Origin of the sequence: Lederbergia wuyishanensis (assembly GCF_022900255.1) — a bacterium.
GTDB classification, from domain to species: domain Bacteria; phylum Bacillota; class Bacilli; order Bacillales; family Bacillaceae_C; genus Lederbergia; species Lederbergia wuyishanensis.
The window spans coordinates 200,426-220,993 of the sequence record NZ_JALIRM010000001.1 but is presented as its reverse complement, the minus strand read 5'-3'; the positions used below and the strand labels follow the sequence as shown (position 1 = coordinate 220,993).

The 20,568-nt window shown below is 35.3% G+C and carries 17 protein-coding genes and 1 riboswitch; of the genes, 4 read left to right on the top strand and 13 right to left on the bottom strand.

Annotation, left to right across the window (positions count from 1 at the left end; genetic code table 11):
* Nucleotides 1-20: 20 nt before the first annotated feature.
* The 3 genes from MT489_RS01190 to MT489_RS01180 form a co-directional block, all read right to left on the bottom strand.
* Entirely contained in the window at nt 21-899 is an 879-nt protein-coding gene (locus MT489_RS01190; RefSeq protein ID WP_244679682.1) for an SMP-30/gluconolactonase/LRE family protein, read from the bottom strand.
* A gap of 245 nt (nt 900-1,144) precedes the next feature.
* Nucleotides 1,145-1,903, bottom strand: a complete 759-nt coding sequence (locus MT489_RS01185; RefSeq protein WP_244679681.1) for a sugar phosphate isomerase/epimerase family protein — start codon at nt 1,901-1,903, stop codon at nt 1,145-1,147.
* Nucleotides 1,904-1,972: 69 nt separating this feature from the next.
* Nucleotides 1,973-2,227 (bottom strand): aspartyl-phosphate phosphatase Spo0E family protein, encoded by a 255-nt coding sequence (locus MT489_RS01180; RefSeq protein WP_244679680.1) that lies wholly within the window; start codon nt 2,225-2,227, stop codon nt 1,973-1,975.
* A gap of 233 nt (nt 2,228-2,460) precedes the next feature.
* Here MT489_RS01180 and MT489_RS01175 point away from each other — a divergent pair, with 233 nt between their 5' ends.
* Both MT489_RS01175 and MT489_RS01170 read left to right on the top strand, forming a co-directional pair.
* Complete coding sequence (locus MT489_RS01175; protein ID WP_244679679.1) at nt 2,461-3,498, top strand: acyltransferase family protein; 1,038 nt, start codon at nt 2,461-2,463, stop codon at nt 3,496-3,498.
* A 387-nt stretch (nt 3,499-3,885) separates the two neighbouring features.
* Nucleotides 3,886-5,643, top strand: a complete 1,758-nt coding sequence (locus tag MT489_RS01170) for a B12-binding domain-containing radical SAM protein (protein ID WP_244679678.1) — start codon at nt 3,886-3,888, stop codon at nt 5,641-5,643.
* Nucleotides 5,644-5,750: 107 nt separating this feature from the next.
* Here MT489_RS01170 and MT489_RS01165 read toward each other — a convergent pair whose 3' ends face one another.
* Together MT489_RS01165 and MT489_RS01160 are read right to left on the bottom strand one after the other, a co-directional pair.
* Nucleotides 5,751-6,737: a diaminopimelate dehydrogenase gene (locus MT489_RS01165; protein WP_244679677.1), complete on the bottom strand. Its 987-nt coding sequence runs from the start codon at nt 6,735-6,737 to the stop codon at nt 5,751-5,753.
* 66 nt (nt 6,738-6,803) lie between these two features.
* Nucleotides 6,804-8,159, bottom strand: coding sequence for a TrkH family potassium uptake protein (locus MT489_RS01160; RefSeq protein WP_244679676.1), 1,356 nt, complete (start codon nt 8,157-8,159; stop codon nt 6,804-6,806).
* 210 nt (nt 8,160-8,369) lie between these two features.
* Here MT489_RS01160 and MT489_RS01155 point away from each other — a divergent pair, with 210 nt between their 5' ends.
* Nucleotides 8,370-8,570: an alpha/beta-type small acid-soluble spore protein gene (locus MT489_RS01155; RefSeq protein ID WP_244679675.1), complete on the top strand. Its 201-nt coding sequence runs from the start codon at nt 8,370-8,372 to the stop codon at nt 8,568-8,570.
* 45 nt (nt 8,571-8,615) lie between these two features.
* On the opposite strand, the gene MT489_RS01150 is transcribed toward MT489_RS01155, so the two are convergent.
* The 6 genes from MT489_RS01150 to MT489_RS01125 form a co-directional block, all read right to left on the bottom strand.
* A complete protein-coding gene (locus tag MT489_RS01150; protein ID WP_244679674.1) occupies nt 8,616-9,395 on the bottom strand; it encodes a TerC family protein in 780 nt (259 codons plus the stop codon).
* Nucleotides 9,396-9,427: 32 nt separating this feature from the next.
* Nucleotides 9,428-9,596: riboswitch (yybP-ykoY riboswitch) on the bottom strand.
* 80 nt (nt 9,597-9,676) lie between these two features.
* Nucleotides 9,677-12,766 (bottom strand): efflux RND transporter permease subunit, encoded by a 3,090-nt coding sequence (locus tag MT489_RS01145; protein ID WP_244679673.1) that lies wholly within the window; start codon nt 12,764-12,766, stop codon nt 9,677-9,679.
* A gap of 120 nt (nt 12,767-12,886) precedes the next feature.
* Entirely contained in the window at nt 12,887-13,168 is a 282-nt protein-coding gene (locus MT489_RS01140; protein ID WP_244679672.1) for an alpha/beta-type small acid-soluble spore protein, read from the bottom strand.
* 185 nt (nt 13,169-13,353) lie between these two features.
* Nucleotides 13,354-14,934, bottom strand: coding sequence for a peptide chain release factor 3 (locus MT489_RS01135; RefSeq protein ID WP_244679671.1), 1,581 nt, complete (start codon nt 14,932-14,934; stop codon nt 13,354-13,356).
* A gap of 88 nt (nt 14,935-15,022) precedes the next feature.
* Nucleotides 15,023-15,937, bottom strand: coding sequence for a homoserine kinase (locus MT489_RS01130; protein WP_244679670.1), 915 nt, complete (start codon nt 15,935-15,937; stop codon nt 15,023-15,025).
* A gap of 105 nt (nt 15,938-16,042) precedes the next feature.
* Entirely contained in the window at nt 16,043-17,098 is a 1,056-nt protein-coding gene (locus tag MT489_RS01125) for a M42 family metallopeptidase (protein ID WP_244679669.1), read from the bottom strand.
* A gap of 70 nt (nt 17,099-17,168) precedes the next feature.
* Between MT489_RS01125 and MT489_RS01120 the strand changes: the two genes are divergently transcribed.
* Nucleotides 17,169-17,600 (top strand): OsmC family protein, encoded by a 432-nt coding sequence (locus tag MT489_RS01120; protein WP_244679668.1) that lies wholly within the window; start codon nt 17,169-17,171, stop codon nt 17,598-17,600.
* A gap of 26 nt (nt 17,601-17,626) precedes the next feature.
* Here the strand turns inward: MT489_RS01120 and xylB are convergent, their stop codons facing one another.
* Both xylB and xylA read right to left on the bottom strand, forming a co-directional pair.
* Nucleotides 17,627-19,126: a xylulokinase gene (xylB, locus tag MT489_RS01115; RefSeq protein ID WP_244679667.1), complete on the bottom strand. Its 1,500-nt coding sequence runs from the start codon at nt 19,124-19,126 to the stop codon at nt 17,627-17,629.
* 59 nt (nt 19,127-19,185) lie between these two features.
* Entirely contained in the window at nt 19,186-20,511 is a 1,326-nt protein-coding gene (gene xylA, locus MT489_RS01110; RefSeq protein ID WP_244679666.1) for a xylose isomerase, read from the bottom strand.
* Nucleotides 20,512-20,568: the final 57 nt, after the last annotated feature.

The following is a 20,568-nucleotide window of genomic DNA, read 5'->3' as shown; positions in this document are numbered from 1 at the left end:
TTTATGACCATTCTAGTCTCTTAATTTCCAAACTTATATGTGGAAGATCCCTTAGTATTCGTTTTTACTCTAAATAGGCTTCCTGCATGAGGATATTTCTCCAGTATCTCTCTACTCAAACCCGTTCTGGCTGTTGTTATATATAACTCATCCATATTTTCACCACCAAACACACAAGAAGTTACTTGTGGTGCAGGTACTGGAATAGAGTCCAACATTTCTCCTGTATTTGGATTCCATATTGTAACCCGGTAACCTCCCCAATGTGCTACCCAAAGATTTCCTTCGACGTCAGATGTCATTCCATCTGGAGCACCCATTCCTCCTGGGATTTGCACTGCCACTCTTCTATTTGATATCTCCCCTGTTTCAAGATCATAATCAAATGCAGCCACTTGCATAGTTGGGGTATCAATATAATACATACTTGTAAAGTCGGGATTCCAAGCTATTCCATTGGAGCAAGTTATATTATCCAATACCTTCTTAACTTGACCATTTGGTTCAAGAACATAAAAATTCCCTCTCCCTTTCTCGCCATCATAAGGCATTGTTCCAGCCCAGAACCTTCCTTTAGGATCACATTTTCCATCATTAAATCGATTATTTGGTAAATGCTCCTCTGGATCTGCAATCGCTGTCAATTTCTCTGAAGGTAAATCGATTTCATAAAATCCACTTTGTAGAACAACTGCAAGACCTCCACCCTTTTTAGGCACAACTGCTCCAACATGCTCTTCTAATTGAATTTTTCCAGTTTTGCCTGTTGCAGGTTCATATGTATAAATGCATTTTCCTAGAATATCTACCCAGTATAAAACGTTAGAATCAGCTTCCCAAGAAGGTCCTTCTCCAAGTTCAGCTTTGACATCAAGGATTAACTCAACTTCATAGCTCATTATTCAATAACCTCCATAATATATTATTACGTAAGAAAAGTGCAGACTACCGCTAACTTCTTCAATCAAATGATCCGAGGCTCCAAAAGCTTATTATTAGAATTTTAGCGACTCAGATTTTTTAACCTAGCGCCGATGATCCCAAGAACTATAAATGAAACCCCGAATCAAATTTAGTGACTTTATAAAATGTATTATTATGAAAAAGCTCCGACTAAAAAATAATCGGAGTTCAAGTGATATGCTTATTTGTTCATTAATTTTTTTAAGTTCTCAATATTTATTTTTGAACTTTCCATAGGATCACCATCAAACTGCTCTTGTTCAATGATGAACCATCTTACGTCATTTCTTGTACCGATATTAATTAAACTTTCAATATCCAAGCTTCCTGAACCGATTTCAATACTTCTCTTCTTACCGTTCTCTACAGTCATATCTTTAAGATGAAGTGATACAATTCGATTGCCGTACTGGTTAATAAGGTCAAGTGGGTCTAAGTCTGCAAAGGTTGCCCAATAGCAATCAAGCTCTATTTTTACTAAGTCAGGATCAGTATTTCCGAATAGAAGATCAAATCCAGTAGTATCACCAAATTTTTCAAATTCAAAATTATGGTTGTGATAGGCAAAAGTAAAGCCCTCTTCTTTACAGGCTTGTCCAATTTTATTAAATTCTTCAGCTGTTCTTTTCCATGCATCTTCACTATCACGATAATCAGGTCCAATAGCTGGGACAATTAATAAATCATTGCCAATTTCTCGGTTATATTTAAACGTTTCAATAATTTGCCCGCTTTTAAAAGCATCAAACATAATATGGCTTCCTGCAACAGTGATCCCTTTGTCATCAAGAACACGCTTTAATTCTTGAGCAGGGGTATCAAAATATCCGGCAAATTGAATTGCATCGTACCCCATATCAGCAACTTTTTGTACTGTACCAAGAAAATCTTTCTGAGCGGCTTCTCTTACGGAGTATAATTGTAATGCTGCTTTACCCATAAATTCATTCCTCTCCTACTTTATTTTTCTTTCATAATACTATTCGACTTACGCGTGCATTAATCCTTTTTATTTTGCATATGGAAGTGAATGGTGTCTGACATAAGTATTAGCAACAGTCATTCGCGGTGCAGTAACCGATTTTCTCTTGTTGTTAGATTGAAAAAGTCGATAATATTCGTTTAGCAGAGAATCTAGCTCTTGACTGCATTGAATTGTCTTAGCTGAATTTAATCCATAAACTTTACCGAATAGACACATTTTTTCACGTTTTTCTTGAATTCTTATTAAAAATAGTGCTTTTTCTTTATTTCTCCCATACATTTCCTGTTCTCCCCCATATATTGACCTTAAAACTCAACTATGTCATTATCTCAACATTATTCTCAATTGTAAATGGATTCGCAAAATTAGACATTCTTTTTGAAAGATGTCACCATTTCTTAACAATTGACTAAAAAATTTGTCATTGTCATACAATCGATAATAAAACGTAATGTTACTTTTCGTATTTTCAGGGTAAAATAACGCCAACAACTATGAAACTGGTGATAGTTATGGCGAAAAGAGATTACTATTTTGATAATGCGAAGTTTTTATTGATTTTTTTGGTTGTTTTCGGTCATCTTATCCAATCGTATATAGATTCCAATACTTTCTTCTCTACTCTCTATAAATTACTTTATACCTTCCATATGCCAGCCTTTATTCTTATATCAGGATACTTTGCAAAAGGAATTTATGAAAAAGGCTATATTATGAAAATCACAAAAAAGTTAATCATTCCATATCTCATTTTCCAAGTAATTTACTCTGTTTTTTATTATGTAATATATAGCAAATCAATGTTGACCATTGATTTTTTAAATCCACACTGGTCCCTTTGGTTCTTAATAAGTTTATTTTGCTGGAATATAATGCTGATTGGATTTAATAAAATGAAACCTGTATATGCTGTCAGTTTAGCATTGTTTATCGGACTGATAGTCGGATATGTAGATTGGATTTCGAATTACCTTAGCCTTTCAAGAACATTTGTATTTTTCCCCTTTTTCATCGTAGGCTACTTTATCAAAAAGGAGCATTTCCATTTATTATCGGAATCTAAAACAAAAGTTTTAATGGCAGGGGCTATTTTAATAGTTACTTTGGTAATTATCATTTTTCCGGAACTAGATGAGAAATGGCTATTAGGTTCAAAACCGTATAGTTATTTAGAAACTTTTTCAACTATTGGATTCATCAAACGAATTGGTATTTATACAATTAATTTCCTCATGGTTGCTAGTTTCTTCGCCTTTGTTCCAAGAAGAAAATTCTTTTTTACAAAATTGGGAAGAAATACACTTTATGTTTATTTACTTCATGGATTTATAGTCCGCGCTTTTAGAGGAAGCACAATTGAGTCATATTTATACGATTCGAAAACAATCATTATTTTATTAATCGTTTCCTTATTACTAACGTTTCTCTTATCTAGTAAAATTGTCACAACAGCAACACAACCAATCATCGAATTAAAATGGTCTCGTTGGAAAAGGACATTTGGCAAGTTTAAAGAAAATATTGGTGAACCTCGCGGGCAGAGCGAATAAATCTGCCCGCTTTTTCATTTCATAAGAAATAACTATGCTTTTAGATCCGGGGCACCTAGCGACTTCCATAACTTTTGGTTTCTTCCTTCACCAAGTCAATATCGGCTCGCCTAGCGTCTAGGAGCAGGAAGTATTAACCCGCATCAGGACGTTGCGTTTTTAGCTTTTCTTCATCTTTCAAGTGCCTTTCTCTTTTCATGGGTCACCATGTTTTTTTTATTTCGTCAGAACCCTAAAAATAAACGTTTACTAAACCGCTACATCCTTTAGGTTTGTAGGTCGCTAAACAGGGGATAGCGCTTTTGTTCTATCTCCGGTCATTGAGGTTTTATAATAAGTCTTGTAAAATAAGAAAGATTGATACTGATAAAAGGAGCAACAAAATAAATGAAAATCATCGCAAGTACTTTAAATGCGAAATATATTCACACGAATTTAGCTATTCGCTATTTAAAAGCATACGCAGCACCAGATTATGACGTGGAGCTTGCGGAATATACGATTAAAGACCCAACATTAAATATTGTGACAGATTTATACAATAAAAAACCTGATTTGATTGGCTTTAGCTGTTATATATGGAATATTGAAGAGACGATCAAAGTCATTGAAATCATACGTAAAATCATGCCAGATGTAAAAATTGTCCTTGGTGGACCCGAAGTTTCTTATGACGTCATTCACTGGCTCAACAGATTGCCTGAAATTAACTATATCGTTATAGGTGAAGGCGAAGAAACGTTTAAACAACTGCTGGATGAGTTAAACGGAAATATGGAATTGGATAAAGTACTTGGAATTGGATACTTGAAGGATGGAAAACCGGTAATTAATCCAGTTCGTAACAAAGTTGATTTACGTGAAATGCCATCTCCCTTCAGATTTGAAGAAGACATTCCTCATTTGTCGAAACGAGTTATTTACATTGAAACAAGTCGGGGTTGCCCTTTCAGCTGCCAATTTTGTCTTTCTTCTATAGAAGTTGGAGTAAGATATTTTAATCGCGAAAAAATTAAGGAAGATATTAGGTACTTATTGGATAACGGTGCGAAAACAATTAAATTTGTCGACAGAACTTTCAATATCAGTAGAAGCTATGCGATGGAAATGTTTCAATTTTTAATTGATGAGCGAAGACCTGGGGCTGTTTTCCAATTTGAAATTACAGGAGATATAATGAGACCGGAAGTCATCGACTTTTTAAATAAGGAAGCACCTGCAGGACTTTTCCGCTTCGAAATTGGTGTACAATCGACCAATGATTTGACAAATGAATTAGTTAAAAGAAGACAAAACTTTGAAAAATTAACGAGGACTGTACGGATGGTCAAAGAAGGCGGAAAAATCATACAGCATCTGGATTTAATTGCTGGCCTTCCTGAAGAAAATTATGATTCCTTCCGGAAAACATTCAATGATGTGTTTGAGCTAGAGCCAGAGGAATTACAGCTTGGATTTTTGAAAATGCTTCGTGGAACTGGATTAAGAATTTCTGCAAAACACTTTGGCTACACGTATATGGATCACGCACCTTATGAAATTTTAGGTAATAATGTTATTGATTTTGATGATATTATTAGAATCAAGCAAGTTGAAGATGTATTAGAAAAATATTGGAACGATCATAGGATGGATCGAACAGTTAAATTTCTTACTTCCCAGAGCTTTGATACTCCGTTTGATTTCTTCCAAGAATTTGGAACGTATTGGGAAAAACAAAATTGGTCGCGAATAGGACACCAATTAGAAGATTTGTTCACTCGACTAAAACAATTTCTTTCTGAAAAGAACATAAAGGATTCTGACTTGGCAGAGGGACTAATGAAATATGACTATTTAATAAATAGACGATATAAACCTAGAAAAGCATGGTGGGATGATATAGTTGAGCGCAAAACTCGTGCTGAACTTTACGAAGAGCTTATTAAAGAAGGAAAATTCATGAACGATTTGAATTTAAATGAACGAGAGCTTTATAAGCATACTCAGATTGAGGTTTTTCCTTTCTGCATAAAAACGTATCAGCAAACTGGAAACATTATTCCTCAAACCTCTTTCGGAATAATTTATTTCGAACCAGCAGATGGAAGTCCAACCATTTATCCATTGGATACAATTATCGTTCAGAAAAAAACTGTCAGTTAAAGAAGAAAATCATCCATGATTTTTAACAAAACAAGCGCAATATCCGTTTTTGGATATTGCGCTTGTTTTAATAATATCTGTAAAAACAAAAGAATTTCAATTCCAAATTACAAAAGCTCTTTCCTTAATTGTTCAGGTGATTTTGGAGAAAGCATTGCAGGTGGAACGTCAAATACCGTTTTAGCTCCCGCCTGTCCCTCTGTACTAAGCTTATATGCAGCTCTAGCATAAGCCGTTAGAACACTTGCAGTATATTCTGGATTGCTATCAAGCTTTAAAGAAAATTCCATGATTTCTTTATTGCCCTCACCCGTTTCCCCACTTCTTATAACAAATCCACCGTGCATCATTTTTGAATGATTTACACGAAATTCTTCTTCATTAATAAAGTTTACAATTGTATTATAATCAGAAAAATAATGTGGCATTTCCTTAATTGTTTTTTCGATTTCAGATAGATCCGCGCCTTCTTCAGCAACAACAAAGCACTCTCTTAAGTGTTTTTCTTTAGTTGACAAGACAGGGTTTTCGCCACTTCTTACTCGATTCACAGCTTCTTCAATTGGGATAGTATACTGAACTGCGGCTTTTACCCCATTTACCCTTCTTACAGCATCTGAATGTCCTTGACTTAGGCCTTTTCCCCAAAAGGTATATGTTTCTCCTTCTGGTAAAATTGCTTCTCCGAGAAGACGATTAATTGAAAACATCCCTGGGTCCCACCCGACTGAAATAATACTAACTTTTCCAGAAGATTTCGCAACTTTGTCCATTGAATCAAAGTACTCAGGAATTTTGGCGTGTGTGTCAAAACTATCAATTGTATTAAAGTGTGCTGCAAATTCCGGACCTTGTTCAGGTAGATCTGTAGCAGATCCACCACACAATATCATTACATCGATATCGTTTTTATAATCCTCTGCCGAAGTGATTGGAAGTACTTTAACATTTTGATCTGCAACAGTTACACTTGCTGGGTCACGCCTGGAAAACACAGCTACAAGTTCCATATCAGGATTTTGCTTTATTGATGCTTCTACTCCTCTGCCTAAGTTTCCATAACCAGTAATCCCAATTCTAATTTTGTTTCCCATAATAAACCCTCCTGTTGTCTTTATAAAAACATGATAAATCTATTTAAAGAAAAATCATAGTATAACTTACCCAATAATGACTCTTTCTGTTGGATAATGGAAGCCCGGCTCTTTCTCATTACTTGACATGATGAATAAAAAGGATAAAATGCCAATTCTTCCAATAAACATAAGCAATATTAATATTGTTTTACCAAAATCAGTTAAGTAAGGAGTGATGCCCATCGAAGCTCCACAAGTACCGAATGCAGATGCAACTTCAAATATAATGGAGATAAGGCTAGCATCTTCAGTTATGGATAATAATAAAATGGACAACCCGGTTAATATCACTGCAAGCATTAAAACAACTAAAGATTTGATAACATCATTTTGGTGAATCTCTCGTTGAAACACTTTAATTGATGAACGCCCTCTTGCAAAGTGAAAGAGGAACAGAATATTCAGAGCAAATGTTGTTGTTCGAATTCCGCCACCTACAGAACTTGGAGATGCTCCAATAAACATTAGAAATGATAAAAAGAGAATTGTTGAAACACTTAATTGATTTACATCTAGCGTAAGCAATCCCGCACTTCTCATCGTCGTAGATTGGAATAAAGCGTAGAAAAATGATTCATGCCACGACTTTCCAACAAAAAAATGATTAAATTCAATTGCAACAATAACGACTGTTCCAATGATTAAAAGTAAAAAATATGTGGTAGTCGTAATTTTAGTAAAAAGGCTAAAACGAAATCGAATCTTTTCATCCTTATGAAGTAAAAATCTTTTCACTTCAATCCATACTGGAAAACCAATTGCTCCTAATACAATTAATATCATTGTCACAAATTGAACGAAATAATCTCGGGCAAATGGGATAAGTGATTGCCCTGTAATATCAAATCCGGCATTTGTTGTAGCACTGATGGAAGCAAATAGTCCTTGTAATAGTGCTTCCTGCCATGTAGAAAAATATTTCATATAGTACGTCCCAAGCACTAATGCACCAAAAAGTTCAATAATTAAAATGATATAAATAATTTGTTTTAATAGCGCAACGAGACCTGAAAGATTAATCTGATTTTGATCAGTTCTAATTAATTGCCTATGCATCAGTCCAACTTTTTTCCCTAATAATAGCCAAAAAAATGTACTGATGGTCATAATGCCAATTCCACCAATTTGCAAGACAAACATCAAAAGAAAAATACCAGGGGTTGTAAAAGTCTCAGAGATGTTTACAGTTGATAACCCCGTTACACTAATAGAGCTTGCCGCAGTAAATACAGCATCCATAAATGACCATTCTGCACCAGGTTTTCGTGCAAACGGAAGGCTTAAAAGAATTGCCGAAAAAGCAACCGTTAAAATGTAATATGTAACCAGGATCCGGAATGGCGTTAGCCTAGTCAGCGAATGTTTCTTTAAGTGCTTCATGCCTTTTATTATCCCCCAACGTAACATCATTCTTCTATATTAAAGAAAAAATACTATATTGAAAAGAAAAACATACATTTTATCCATCCTATCATGCTTTACCATCATACCATTTTTCAGTTTTTAGAGATGGATTTACCAGTTATGCTTTTTATAATTAAGTTCATACTATAAGCACGATGTAAATTAATTTAAAAGGAGAGAATTCAAATGGCTAATCAAAGCAGTAATAAATTGCTTGTTCCTGGAATAGAACAATATTTAGATCAAGTTAAATATGAAATCGCCCAAGAATTCGGAGTAACACTTGGTTCAGATACAGTTTCAAGAGCTAATGGATCAGTCGGTGGAGAAATAACAAAAAGATTAGTGCAGCAAGCTCAAGCACAATTGAGTGGCAAACAGCATTAAAACATAAAGAGGAAGCTGATAATGGAATTCAGCTTCCTCTCTCGATTAATTGAATAAATTTGCAGATTGACTATTGTGAACAGCTTTTTTCTTAGATATCAAATATCCCCCTAGAGCAATCCCAATTAATACGATCCAAAATATCAATTTCCAAGCAGTAGACTCTGGAAAATGTTCGTCTAGTATAGATACATTTGGGTGAGATAAAGTGAAAATCGATAATTTCACACCAACCCAGCCAACGATTAAGAATGCAGCTGTTTCAAGCGTAGGATATTTTGCTAATAGTTTTACAAATGTCGTAGCTGCAAAACGCATAATGACAACACCGACGAGGCCTCCTAAAAGCATAATTGTAAATTGTCCCCCGTCTATTCCCCCGACTTGAAACCATCCAGTCGGTCTTAATGTTACAGCTAAAGCAACAGCTGCTAACATTGAATCAATTGCAAATGCGATATCTGCAATTTCTACTTTTAGAACAGTCATCCAAAACGATTGACCATTACCATTTTTCACGGTCTTTTTTGCCTTTTCTTTATTTTTATTTTTAATTATATGATGAATTGATAGGTATATTAAATATGCAGCTCCAATAGCTTGAATTTGCCATACATTTACAAGAAATGTTATTGCAAACAAAGCTGCAAAACGGAAAATAAACGCTCCTAGTAATCCATAGAACAAAGCTTTTTTCTGCAGTTTTTCAGGTAAATGTTTAACCATTACAGCCATAACAACTGCATTATCTGCTGCAAGAATTCCTTCCAATCCTACTAGTACTAAAAATACCCATCCATACTCTAAAATCATTGATAGTTCCATCAAATTTCCTCCCTTATTTTTTACATCCCCTCAGGCAGGAAATTTTGATTTCAATGAAAACAAAAAGACCTCTGCCATATGGGCAAAGGTCTTGCTGGACATTTTATGCCAACAAAGCCGGTGAATTGCTTCACGAAATGACGACTTTGTTTTAGGTGAATCACATTCGTTCACCTAACGCTACTCCCCTTTGACTTAACGTCAAATGTATTTATTTACTATTATTATAATGTATGGAATCTAGTAAGGCAATATTCATATATATTATTTTGTTATCTATCCTAGTTTTCCATCTTCCATCTTTTCCTTTTCCTATTCATTCTCCTAGTTTCAGGATCAAAAAAACTATAAACGACCGGGATGACAAATAAGGTCAAAAAGGTGCTGCTTATTAATCCGCCAATAACCGTCACGCCCATTGGCTGATTCATTTCGGTTCCTTCTCCAATACCTAATGCAAGTGGAACTAAACCAAGAATTGTTGTTAAAGCGGTCATAAAAATTGGACGTGCACGGTCTTTTACAGATTCCACGAGTGCGTCATAGCTAGATAATCCCGCCTGTTTTCGCTGATTAATATAATCAACAATAACAATGGCATTATTCACGACAATTCCAGCTAATATAATAATTCCGATAAAAGCAGGTACACTTATAGGCATTTGGCTCGCAACAAGGGCAATTGCAACACCAATCACCATGAGTGGCACTGTAAACATAATGACAAAAGGATATTTGAATGATTCAAACTGTGCTGCCATAACAATATAAATAAGGATAATGGCTAAAATAAATGCCATAACCATATCATCGATTGAATCTTCCAGTAATTCCTTTTCACCGCTAAACTTAATTTCAGTCTCACTAGGAAGATGTAATGAGGCAATCTTTGACTCAACTGCTTTTGACATTGTTCCTAAGTTGGTTTCTGTACTATATTTTAGCGTAAATTCAACTGAATCTAACTGATTAATACGTTGAATTTCAACTGGTCCTGTGCCTATTTCAATATTAGCCAAGTCACCTAACTGTGTGAAAGATCCATCAGGTTTTTTTATTAATAAGGATTTTATTTTATCAATGTCTCTCGTAATACCTTCGTCATACTTCACATATACACCATAAACGTCATTATCACCCGTAATGATTTGCGAAGCCTGTACTCCCCGAGTAACGTCATTAAAGATCATCGCTATTTGTGCAGGAGCTAACCCTGCTTCGAAGGCCTTATCACGGTCTATCGTTATATGCACTTCTTCAACTTTATTAGCAGTTGTTGTTGATAAATCTGTTACATCCTCTAAATCTTTTAATGAATTAACAATTTTATATGTACTATCTTCCAATCTCTTTTTGCTCGTGTCTGTTATATTAAATGTCATTGTTTGTGGAGCCATTCCTGAAGCCGCCTGTACATTGAAACGGATTTTAGCTTCGGTATTAACATTTACTACTTCTTTTTCTATTTTAGGCTTTAAATAATCAACTATTTCAAATAATGATTTGTCCCTATTTGTCAGAGGTTTTAATTTAACATATACTTCTGCAGTATTTGCTCTACCTCCACCTTGGAAAGTAGACTCTTGCGTTGTTCCGATTAAGCTAACATACACATCAACATCTTTTTCTTTCTTTAACTCGTTTTCCATTACGCTTATTACTTTTTCAGTTTCTGAAAGTGCTGCACCATTTTGGAGCTTAACATTTATACTGAAAAATCCTTCATCTGTTGGCGGAAGAAATTGCATGCCAACTGTTGTTATTCCGAATAACCCACCTACGAATAATACGATCGCTATAAAGAGTACGAGAAATCTATGACGTAATGACCAGCGGATGGATCGATCAAGCAAATTGATAGGTTTGGATCTACGTCTAATTGCTTCGTAATCACCATGTGGTTTTTTTAAAAACCTGCTTGCGAGCATTGGAATAACTGTCAAAGCAACAAATAATGAAGCAAATAAGCTAAAAGAAATGGTAAATGCAAATTCCTTGAATAATTGACCTAGAAGACCACTAATGAAAACAACAGGCAAGAATACGGCAACGGTAGTGAGAGTCGAAGCAGTGATAGCTCCAGCTACTTCTTTTGCCCCTTCCAATGCCGCTTGTTTCGGCTCTTTCCCCATAGATAGATGTCGATAAATATTTTCGATAACAACAATGGCATTATCGACAAGCATCCCTATACCTAGTGCAAGTCCCCCTAGTGTCATAATATTTAAAGCGAAATCAGCAAAAAACATTAATACAAATGTCACGATGACGGAATAAGGAATAGCGATGCCAATAATGAGAGGACTCTTGATGTTTCTTAAAAAGAAAAATAATACGAGCATTGCTAATGCTCCACCAATAATTAAGGAATTGGCAATATTCCCAATTGCAATTTTTACATAATCACCTTGGTCAAAAAGAATATCTGATTCAATTCCTTTATATTGATCTTTTTTTAAAACTTTTTTTATTTCTTTTTGAAAATCCTTAGAAACTTCGGCTGTATTGGCATCTGACTCTTGTAGCACACTTAGTAATACAGATGGCTTTTCATTTGTTCTAGTAATACTATCCGAAGCTTGCTCTTGCTGTTTAACAGTTGCTATATCTTTGATTCTAATTTTTTCACCATTTAATGGATTTATCGTAATAACAAGATTTGCAATATCATCTGCTGAATGAACCATACTCATAATACGAGTTGTGAGTTCTTTTCCTTGAGTAAGAACGGTATCCCCTGGAGTTGAAATATTATTTGATTGAATAACATTTACAATATCTGATTGTGCTAAAGAAAATTTTTTCAGCTTATCTTGGTGGACTGTTACGTTAATTTCTTCCATTAATTTTCCCGTAACATTTATACTTGCAACTCCCTTTACTTTGGTTAGTTCTGTCGTTAACTTATCAGTTAAATTTTTAAGATTTTTTTCATCTTTATCAGTTTTAAGAGATAGCTGGATAACAGGGAATTGAGATGGATCAAATTTCAAAAATCTTGGTTTCCCAGCATCTGAAGGGATTGGGGTCTGATCAATACGTTGAAGAACGTCATTTTGGATATCGTCAATTGAAGTGGACCACGAGAATTCTAATAGGATTAAATTTGAACCTTCTCTTGAAATGGATTGAATATTTTTAATCCCTGGTAGCGTTGCAAGACTTGCTTCTAATGGTTTCGTTATTTTCTCTACAACTTCAACAGGACTTGCTCCTTGGTAAGTTGTAACGACCACCGCTACAGGAGGATTAATGTCTGGTATTAATTTCAGAGGTATTTTTAAAAGAGATACAATACCTAGAATAATGACTAGAAACATTGTTACTATTGTAAAAACGGGCCTTTTTATTGAAAATTTACTCAAATTCACTATGGATACCCCTTTCGCACTCCCTTAACGCTTTATATTATAGCAATTTCCCGAATGGAATTATATTGAAATGATAGTTATTCTTTTTTAACGCAGGAAAAAAATGCCGACGAATCGGCATTACCCTTTTGGATTTTTACTTAATTGTTCTTGTGCTAGACGAACCATCTCTTTGACCATATTGCCTCCGATTGGCCCTCCAACCTTTCCCGCTTCTTCAGATGACAGATGACCATTATATCCTTTTTTCAATGGAATTCCTTGTTCTTTCGCAATTTCATATTTTACTTCATTTGGGTTGCTTGGATTAACTCGATATCCTTTTTCAGACATTACTTTCGCTTTAAAGTCATCTAAAGCAGGTCTAGCCCCAGGAACGAGAGTCCTATTTCTTCTCGCCATTAAACATACCTCCCTTAAGGATAGTATGTCCGGAAAATTGAAAAAGCCACATCAACTAGTAAATTACTGGGTTGAGGGCTTTTATTGTAAAATACATGGAACTTGGAGTGATTGGTGACCTTCACCAATAAAATATCGTAGAAATAGAACACCAATCGCAGCTTAGATAAGGGCTAGTGATCACCTTAATCATGCTCATCCATAGGATTGTATAATTTAATATCGGGATTTTTATCCTGAAACCAACGTAGAGCAAAATCATTTTCAAAAAGGAATAGTGGCTTATCAAATCGATCTTTTACAAGGAGACTTCTTGTACTTGAAAGAGATTCATCAATTTTGTCATTTTCAATCCATCTTGCAATTTTTGAACCAATGGATTCCATGATGACGTCGGAGTTATATTCATTTTTCATCCTGTGTTCAAAAACCTCGAATTGAAGTTGACCAACAGCCCCGAGAATATAATCTTCCATTCTGTATGTTTTATAAAGCTGAATTGCTCCTTCTTGAACGAGCTGCTCCACACCTTTATGAAAGCTTTTTTGTTTCATTACATTTTTAGCATGAACTCTAACAAATAATTCTGGTGTAAATTGAGGTAATTTTTCGTATTGAATCTTTTGCTTACCATCATAAATAGTATCACCGATTTGATATGTTCCGGTATCATATAATCCAATAATATCACCGCTTACAGCTGCGTTTACCGTGCTTCTGTCATCTGCAAGAAACTGTGTCGATTGGGAAAGTTTAATTTGTTTGCCAGTTCGTGAGAGAGTTACATTCATGCCACGCTCAAATTGGCCAGAGCAAATCCTTACAAAAGCTATTCTGTCACGATGCGCAGGATTCATGTTCGCTTGGATTTTAAAAATAAAACCCGAAAAACCTTCAGAAGCTGGATCAATTTCTCCCTCATTTGTCATCCTTGGTTGAGGAGACGGGGCAAATTTCAAATATGTTTCTAGAAATGTTTGGACGCCAAAATTAGTTAATGCACTACCGAAAAATACAGGAGATAATGTACCATTATTTATTTTTTCTACTGAAAATTCATTTCCTGCTTCGTCTAATAACATAATTTCCTCTAAAGCTTGAGTGTATAAATCCGATTCCTTTAAAGGATAATCCCCTAGAATTTCGCCTTCTTCATCCAATTCCAAAAATCTTTGATCATCATCAACTCGGAATTGTTCGATTCTTTTATTAAATCGATCATAAATACCGTAAAATTCTTTTCCCATACCAATTGGCCAATTCATTGGGTAGGATTCGATTCCTAGAACTTCCTCCAACTCAGCAAGCAACTCAAGAGGTGTTCTTCCTTGTCGGTCTAACTTATTAATAAAAGTAAAAATTGGGATTCCCCGCATTCTACATACTTTAAATAATTTTAATGTTTGTTCCTCTATCCCTTTTGCAGAGTCAATAATCATGACCGCACTATCTACTGCCATCAGTGTTCTATACGTATCTTCACTGAAGTCTTGGTGTCCAGGAGTATCTAAAATATTTATACGAAAACCATGATAATCAAACTGCATAACAGATGAGGTTACAGAGATTCCTCTTTGTTTCTCGATCTCCATCCAGTCGGACGTTGCATATTTTCCGGTTTTTTTACCTTTGACCGTTCCAGCATCGCGAATCGCTCCACCAAAGTAGAGAAGCTTCTCAGTCATCGTTGTTTTTCCAGCATCAGGGTGAGAAATGATTGCAAAAGTTCTACGTGATTCCACTTCTGCTTTTAATGTTTTTGCCATACACATAATTCCTTCCGTTGTTCAGTCTTTTTCTATCTTATTCCTTGCAAGAATGAATTTCAACGGTAACTTTAAAAAAGCTAAACACTCACTCGAAAAGTTTTTCATAAAAATTCTTTCTTCCTATTTGATTCAGATAGTCAATTTTTCTTTTTTCATAAAAATCCTTAACATTACCTCTATCGAAATACCAAATACAATCCATTAAAATACTCAATTTATATACATCAAAAAAATGTCTTTTTTCAATAGTGTCTAAAGGTCTATACTTCGTATACTCAGAAATTATTTTTTTTGCTTCAATAAAATTAAGGTATTGTTCAACATCGTGCCGCCATGCCCAATATTCAACTAATACAACTAGATCAAATAATAAGTATGTATAATTTGCATCATCAAAGTCTAATAGTGCACTGCACTTATCATCTTTATAAAGGATATTTGTAAAATGAAAGTCTGAATGGCAGATTCCTTTAGGTAATTCTTCCGGAAAAATTAGTTGTTTCAACTCATTTTCTAGCCATAAACACTTTTGTTCTGCATTTTTTGTATTTAATCGTTCTGATTGTTGATGCCCAAGATTACGACATGTTTCAATGTTATAATTTAATCTAGCTTCTCTATATAAAGGCTGATAACTTTTACTAATATTATGTAATTCTGCTGCTAATTTAATGAGTTGAGCTTGTTGATGTTCATTAGGAGCTTTAAGATGTTCGCCTTCCATATATTCGAAAACAACATAAGGCTTCTGTTTATATTTTCCAACGAAGCTTCCATCCCTATCTAAAAATGGTTTTGGACAGGGAAAATTATGATTCTTTAAGTAGTTAAGGAAGTTCGTTTCAAATAAAACGGACTGAATTGAACGATTTTCATAGTATCTAAAAACAAAATGACCTTCTGTAGTTTGAACTTTAATATTTGTTTGAACGGTTCCATTAGTAAAGGGCTTGGAGGATATATAGTTACCTAAAGTATAATTTGAAAAAAGTTCCTTCAATTCATCTTCTGAGAAATTGGTTTTAATGGGATTCGACTCCTTTAATGCGTAAACGCCAGGACGTTTTTGTATATTTCAAGTGTCCGGACGTTTACAAGAATACAATCATATTTCAGTTATCGGCGACAGCACATAAGCTAATAAAAGCTTTTGTGTATTAATAAGTGAAGATTCATGGGTTCTTTCAAATGCATGAGACGATTCGATCCCAGGGCCGACTAAACCATGAACAATATCATGACCAGCTTTTATTGCAGCAGATGCATCCGATCCGTAATATGGATAAATATCAACTTTATAATCAATATTATTGTCCTTTGCCAATTGAACAAGATGTTTCCTTAAACCGTAATGGTATGGTCCACTGGAATCCTTAGCACAAATGGAAACAGTGTATTCATCGGAAGCTTGTCCTTCTCCAAGTGCTCCCATATCAACTGCTAAATATTCGACTGTCTCTGGTGAAACATTAGCATTTCCACCGTAACCAATTTCTTCGTTGTTTGAAATTAAGAAATGTGTGGTGTATGGCAGCTTAATCTTTTTGGAATGAATATGTTTGATTAATTGTAATAAAATAGCTGTACTTGCCTTATCATCTAGATGTCGTGATTTAATAAATCCGCTCGTTGTAATTTCTACTCGCGGATCAAATGAAACGAAATCACCAACATTAATTCCAAGTTTTCTCGTTTCCTCTTCACTATTAGTTATTTCATCAATTCTCACTTCAATATTTTGTTCATTTCTTTTGGCTTCCCCTGCGTCTTTGTATACATGGACAGAGGTTTGCTTCATTAATATCGTTCCTGTATACGTTCTACCTGAATCTGTTTCAATTTTGCAATATTCACCTTCGACAGAATTCCAGCGAAATCCACCAATCATCGTAAGTTTTAATCTTCCGTTTGATTTAATTTCTTTTACCATCGCTCCAAGGGTATCAACATGTGCTGTCAACATCCGGTGTTTGTCCGCATTTTCACCTGGAATTGTAATAAGTAAGCCGCCTTTTCGATTTCTTTTCATTTCAAGATTCAACCCTGAAAAATATTGTTCACAAAAATCGATTACTCTTCGTGTATTACCTGATGGGCTAGGAATTGAAACTAATTCCTTTATCAATTGGATAGTATCTTTCACTTGAGGAAATTCACTCATATTACATGCTCCTTTATGTAGTAAGATGGTATAATCATAACACGAGTTTCATGAAATGGAGGAATTTATTGTGGCTCTACATTCATTCTTATTAAAAGCGGATTGGCCGGGTGGACGCAATAGTATCGGTACGATTGATGCTGGTAATCTTAAAACAGAAATATCCATTCCACCAGAGATGGATGGACCAGGAGTTGGTACTAACCCAGATGAAATGCTTTTAGGGGCTGCAGCTACGTGCTATATTATTACTTTAGCTGCAATGCTTGAGCGTGCTACCATTTCGGTTTCTAAGCTTTCAATGGATTCTGAAGGAATTGTTGAAATAGAAAAAGGAGTCATTACATATAAGACGATCATCCACCGTCCTACTGTAATTTTAGAAGAAAAGGTGCATGTAGAATTAGCTCAAAAACTTGCAGAAAAAGCGGAAAAAAGCTGTATGATTTCAAGAGCATTAAAAGGAAACGTGGAAATTAAACTTGAAGCTGATATTAAATGACCGCCAATTTTTGACGGTCATTTTGATTATTTTCTAAATTCAATTAATCCTTCATTTAATGCTTTTGTACTCTTGTAAACATCTTTATAAAGGTTAAACAATTTCTTATACGCTTCCACATTTTCTACTTTAGGTGTAAATGATTCGCTTACTTGCACAAATTTATCGGCACACTCTTTAAGGGATGAAAACCAGGCACATCCAAAAGCAGCAAGCATAGCAGCTCCCATCCCTGGACCTTGTTCACTCACTAGTTTCATAATATTTACATTAAAAATATCAGCCTGCATTTGTAGCCAAGTTTTATTTTTAGCTCCCCCACCAATTGAAATCACAGTATCAATCTGTTTACCATTCTCTCTAAAAATTTCAATTGATTCATTTAGAGAAAAAGTAATTCCTTCAAGGACTGCTCTGACAAAATCCCTTCTTTCATGGGATGCATCCATTCCGATGAAGCTTCCTCTGATCACTGAATCTGCATGCGGTGTTCTTTCTCCGGCTATATATGGTGTAAACAATAATCCATTTGCGCCAATTGGAACCTCGTCTATACAGGATAAGAGTTCTTCAAAATCAACTTCGCTAGCGAAAACATCTTTAAACCAGCTTAAGCTATATCCTGCGGCAAGTGTTACTCCCATTGTGTAATAGGCATTTTCTTCTCCATGATTAAAATAATGAACTTTTCCGCCAAAATCGAGATCACTTTTTTGTTCATACGATAGAACAACTCCAGAAGTCCCGATGCTGCAAAGCGTTTTTCCATCTGATAAAATACCAGATCCGATAGCTCCACATGCATTATCTGCTCCTCCAGCAAATACTTTGACGTTAGTGGATAAGCCTGTTTTTTCGGCTACTTCACTTATAATTGTACCAGTTTGTTCATGTGATGCTACTAGTGGAGGACATAAAGAAGTATTTATCCCTAAACGCTCACAAATTTCTTCACTCCACTTTTTCTCTGCGACATCCAACAGTAATGTTCCAGCTGCATCCGAATATTCACTATGTAAAAGACCAGTTAGTCGAAAGCGCAAATAATCTTTCGGAAGTAGGAAAACAGCAGCCTTTTCAAAAATTGCCGCTTCGTGATCTTTCACCCATAAAATTTTTGGCAACGTAAAACCCTCAAGTGCGGGATTTTTTGTTATGGCAAGTAGTCTTTCTTTACCTACTAAATCCTCAATCTTTCTACATTGTTCTGTTGTTCTTGTGTCATTCCATAGAATTGCGTTTCTTAGAACATTGTGTTCTTGATCCAATAACACAAGTCCGTGCATTTGCCCTGAAAAGCTTAACCCTTCAATATCTTGAACGTTTCCATTAAAATTCTTAACTAATTCATTTAAACCATCTATTGTTTTTTCCACCCATTGTTCAGGGTCTTGCTCGCTATAGCCTGATTTTTCTTGAATCAGTGGATAAGACTTTGACACTTCTTGGCATACTTCCCCATCTTGATTCATAAGCAAAATTTTTACCGCACTTGTTCCTAAGTCTACACCAATCACATACTTCACAAATCTCACCCCTTGTAGAGAAAGTGCTGGAATTTTTCAACTCCAGCACGTGTAATCACTTATTTTCCAGCAAGTGTTTCAAGCAAGTATTGATTCACAATAGCTTTCAATCTTTCTTGTCTTCCAGAACGGTTTTGAATATTGCCTAATTGAAGTGCGTACTCTTCAAGTTTGTGGAAGTCTGCTCTTCCTTCTACAATATCTAAACCAATTCCTTCTGTATAGCTGCTATATCGATCAGCAACGAAATCTTCCAACACACGATCTTCTAAAAGTTTTGCTGCAACTTTTAATCCAATTGCAAAGCTATCCATACCAGCAATATGTGCGTGGAATAGGTCTTCTGGCTCAAATGAACCTCTGCGTACTTTTGCATCGAAGTTAAGTCCACCTTTTCCTAATCCGCCATTTAGTAAAATTTCATACATTGCTAGAGTTGTAGAATACAAGTCTGTTGGGAATTCGTCTGTATCCCATCCGATTAATGTATCACCTTGGTTAGCGTCAACTGAACCTAGCATGCCATTAATACGTGCAACTCGCAATTCGTGTTCGAATGTATGTCCAGCTAACGTAGCATGGTTTGCTTCGATATTAAATTTAAAGTATTTCTCCAAACCATAGTTTTGCAAGAAAGCATGCCCAGTGGCTACATCAAAATCATATTGATGTTTTGTAGGCTCTTTTGGCTTTGGCTCAATTAAGAATTGTCCATCAAAACCTATTTCTTTAGCATAATCAACTGCCATATGGAAGAAACGAGCTAAGTTATCAAGCTCTAGCTTCATATCTGTATTTAAAAGTGTCTCGTAGCCTTCACGACCCCCCCAGAATACATAGTTTTCTGCACCAAGCTCTTTCCCAACTTCTAAGCCCTTCTTTACTTTCGCCGCAGCAAAAGCAAAAACATCTGCATTGCTGGAAGTTGCTGCACCATGTACATATCTTGGATGTGTGAACATGTTCGCAGTATTCCAAAGTAATTTTACTTTACTATCTTTCATATAATCTTTGATCATTGCAGTAATGACATCCAGATGTTCATATGTTTCTTTTAATGTGTCTGCCTCGGGTGCAATATCAGAATCATGAAAACAGAAGAAAGGTACATTCAGTTTATCAAATAGTTCAAAAGCAGCCTCAACACGTGCTTTGGCAAGATCTAATCCTTTATACTGATCCCAAGGACGAATCGCTGTCCCAACTCCAAATGGATCCGTTCCATCAGCTGTGAATGTATGCCAATAAGCTACCGAAAAGCGGAGAATTTCTTCCATCGTCTTTCCATTAACTGTTTCTTCAGGATTATAATACTTAAAAGCGAAAGGATTCTTAGATGTTGAGCCTTCATACTGAATTTTGTTGATTTCGTCAAAGTAAGCCATATTTCTTCCCTCCAAATAAAATATCAATGATGGCGTTTACAATTACATTTATGTATT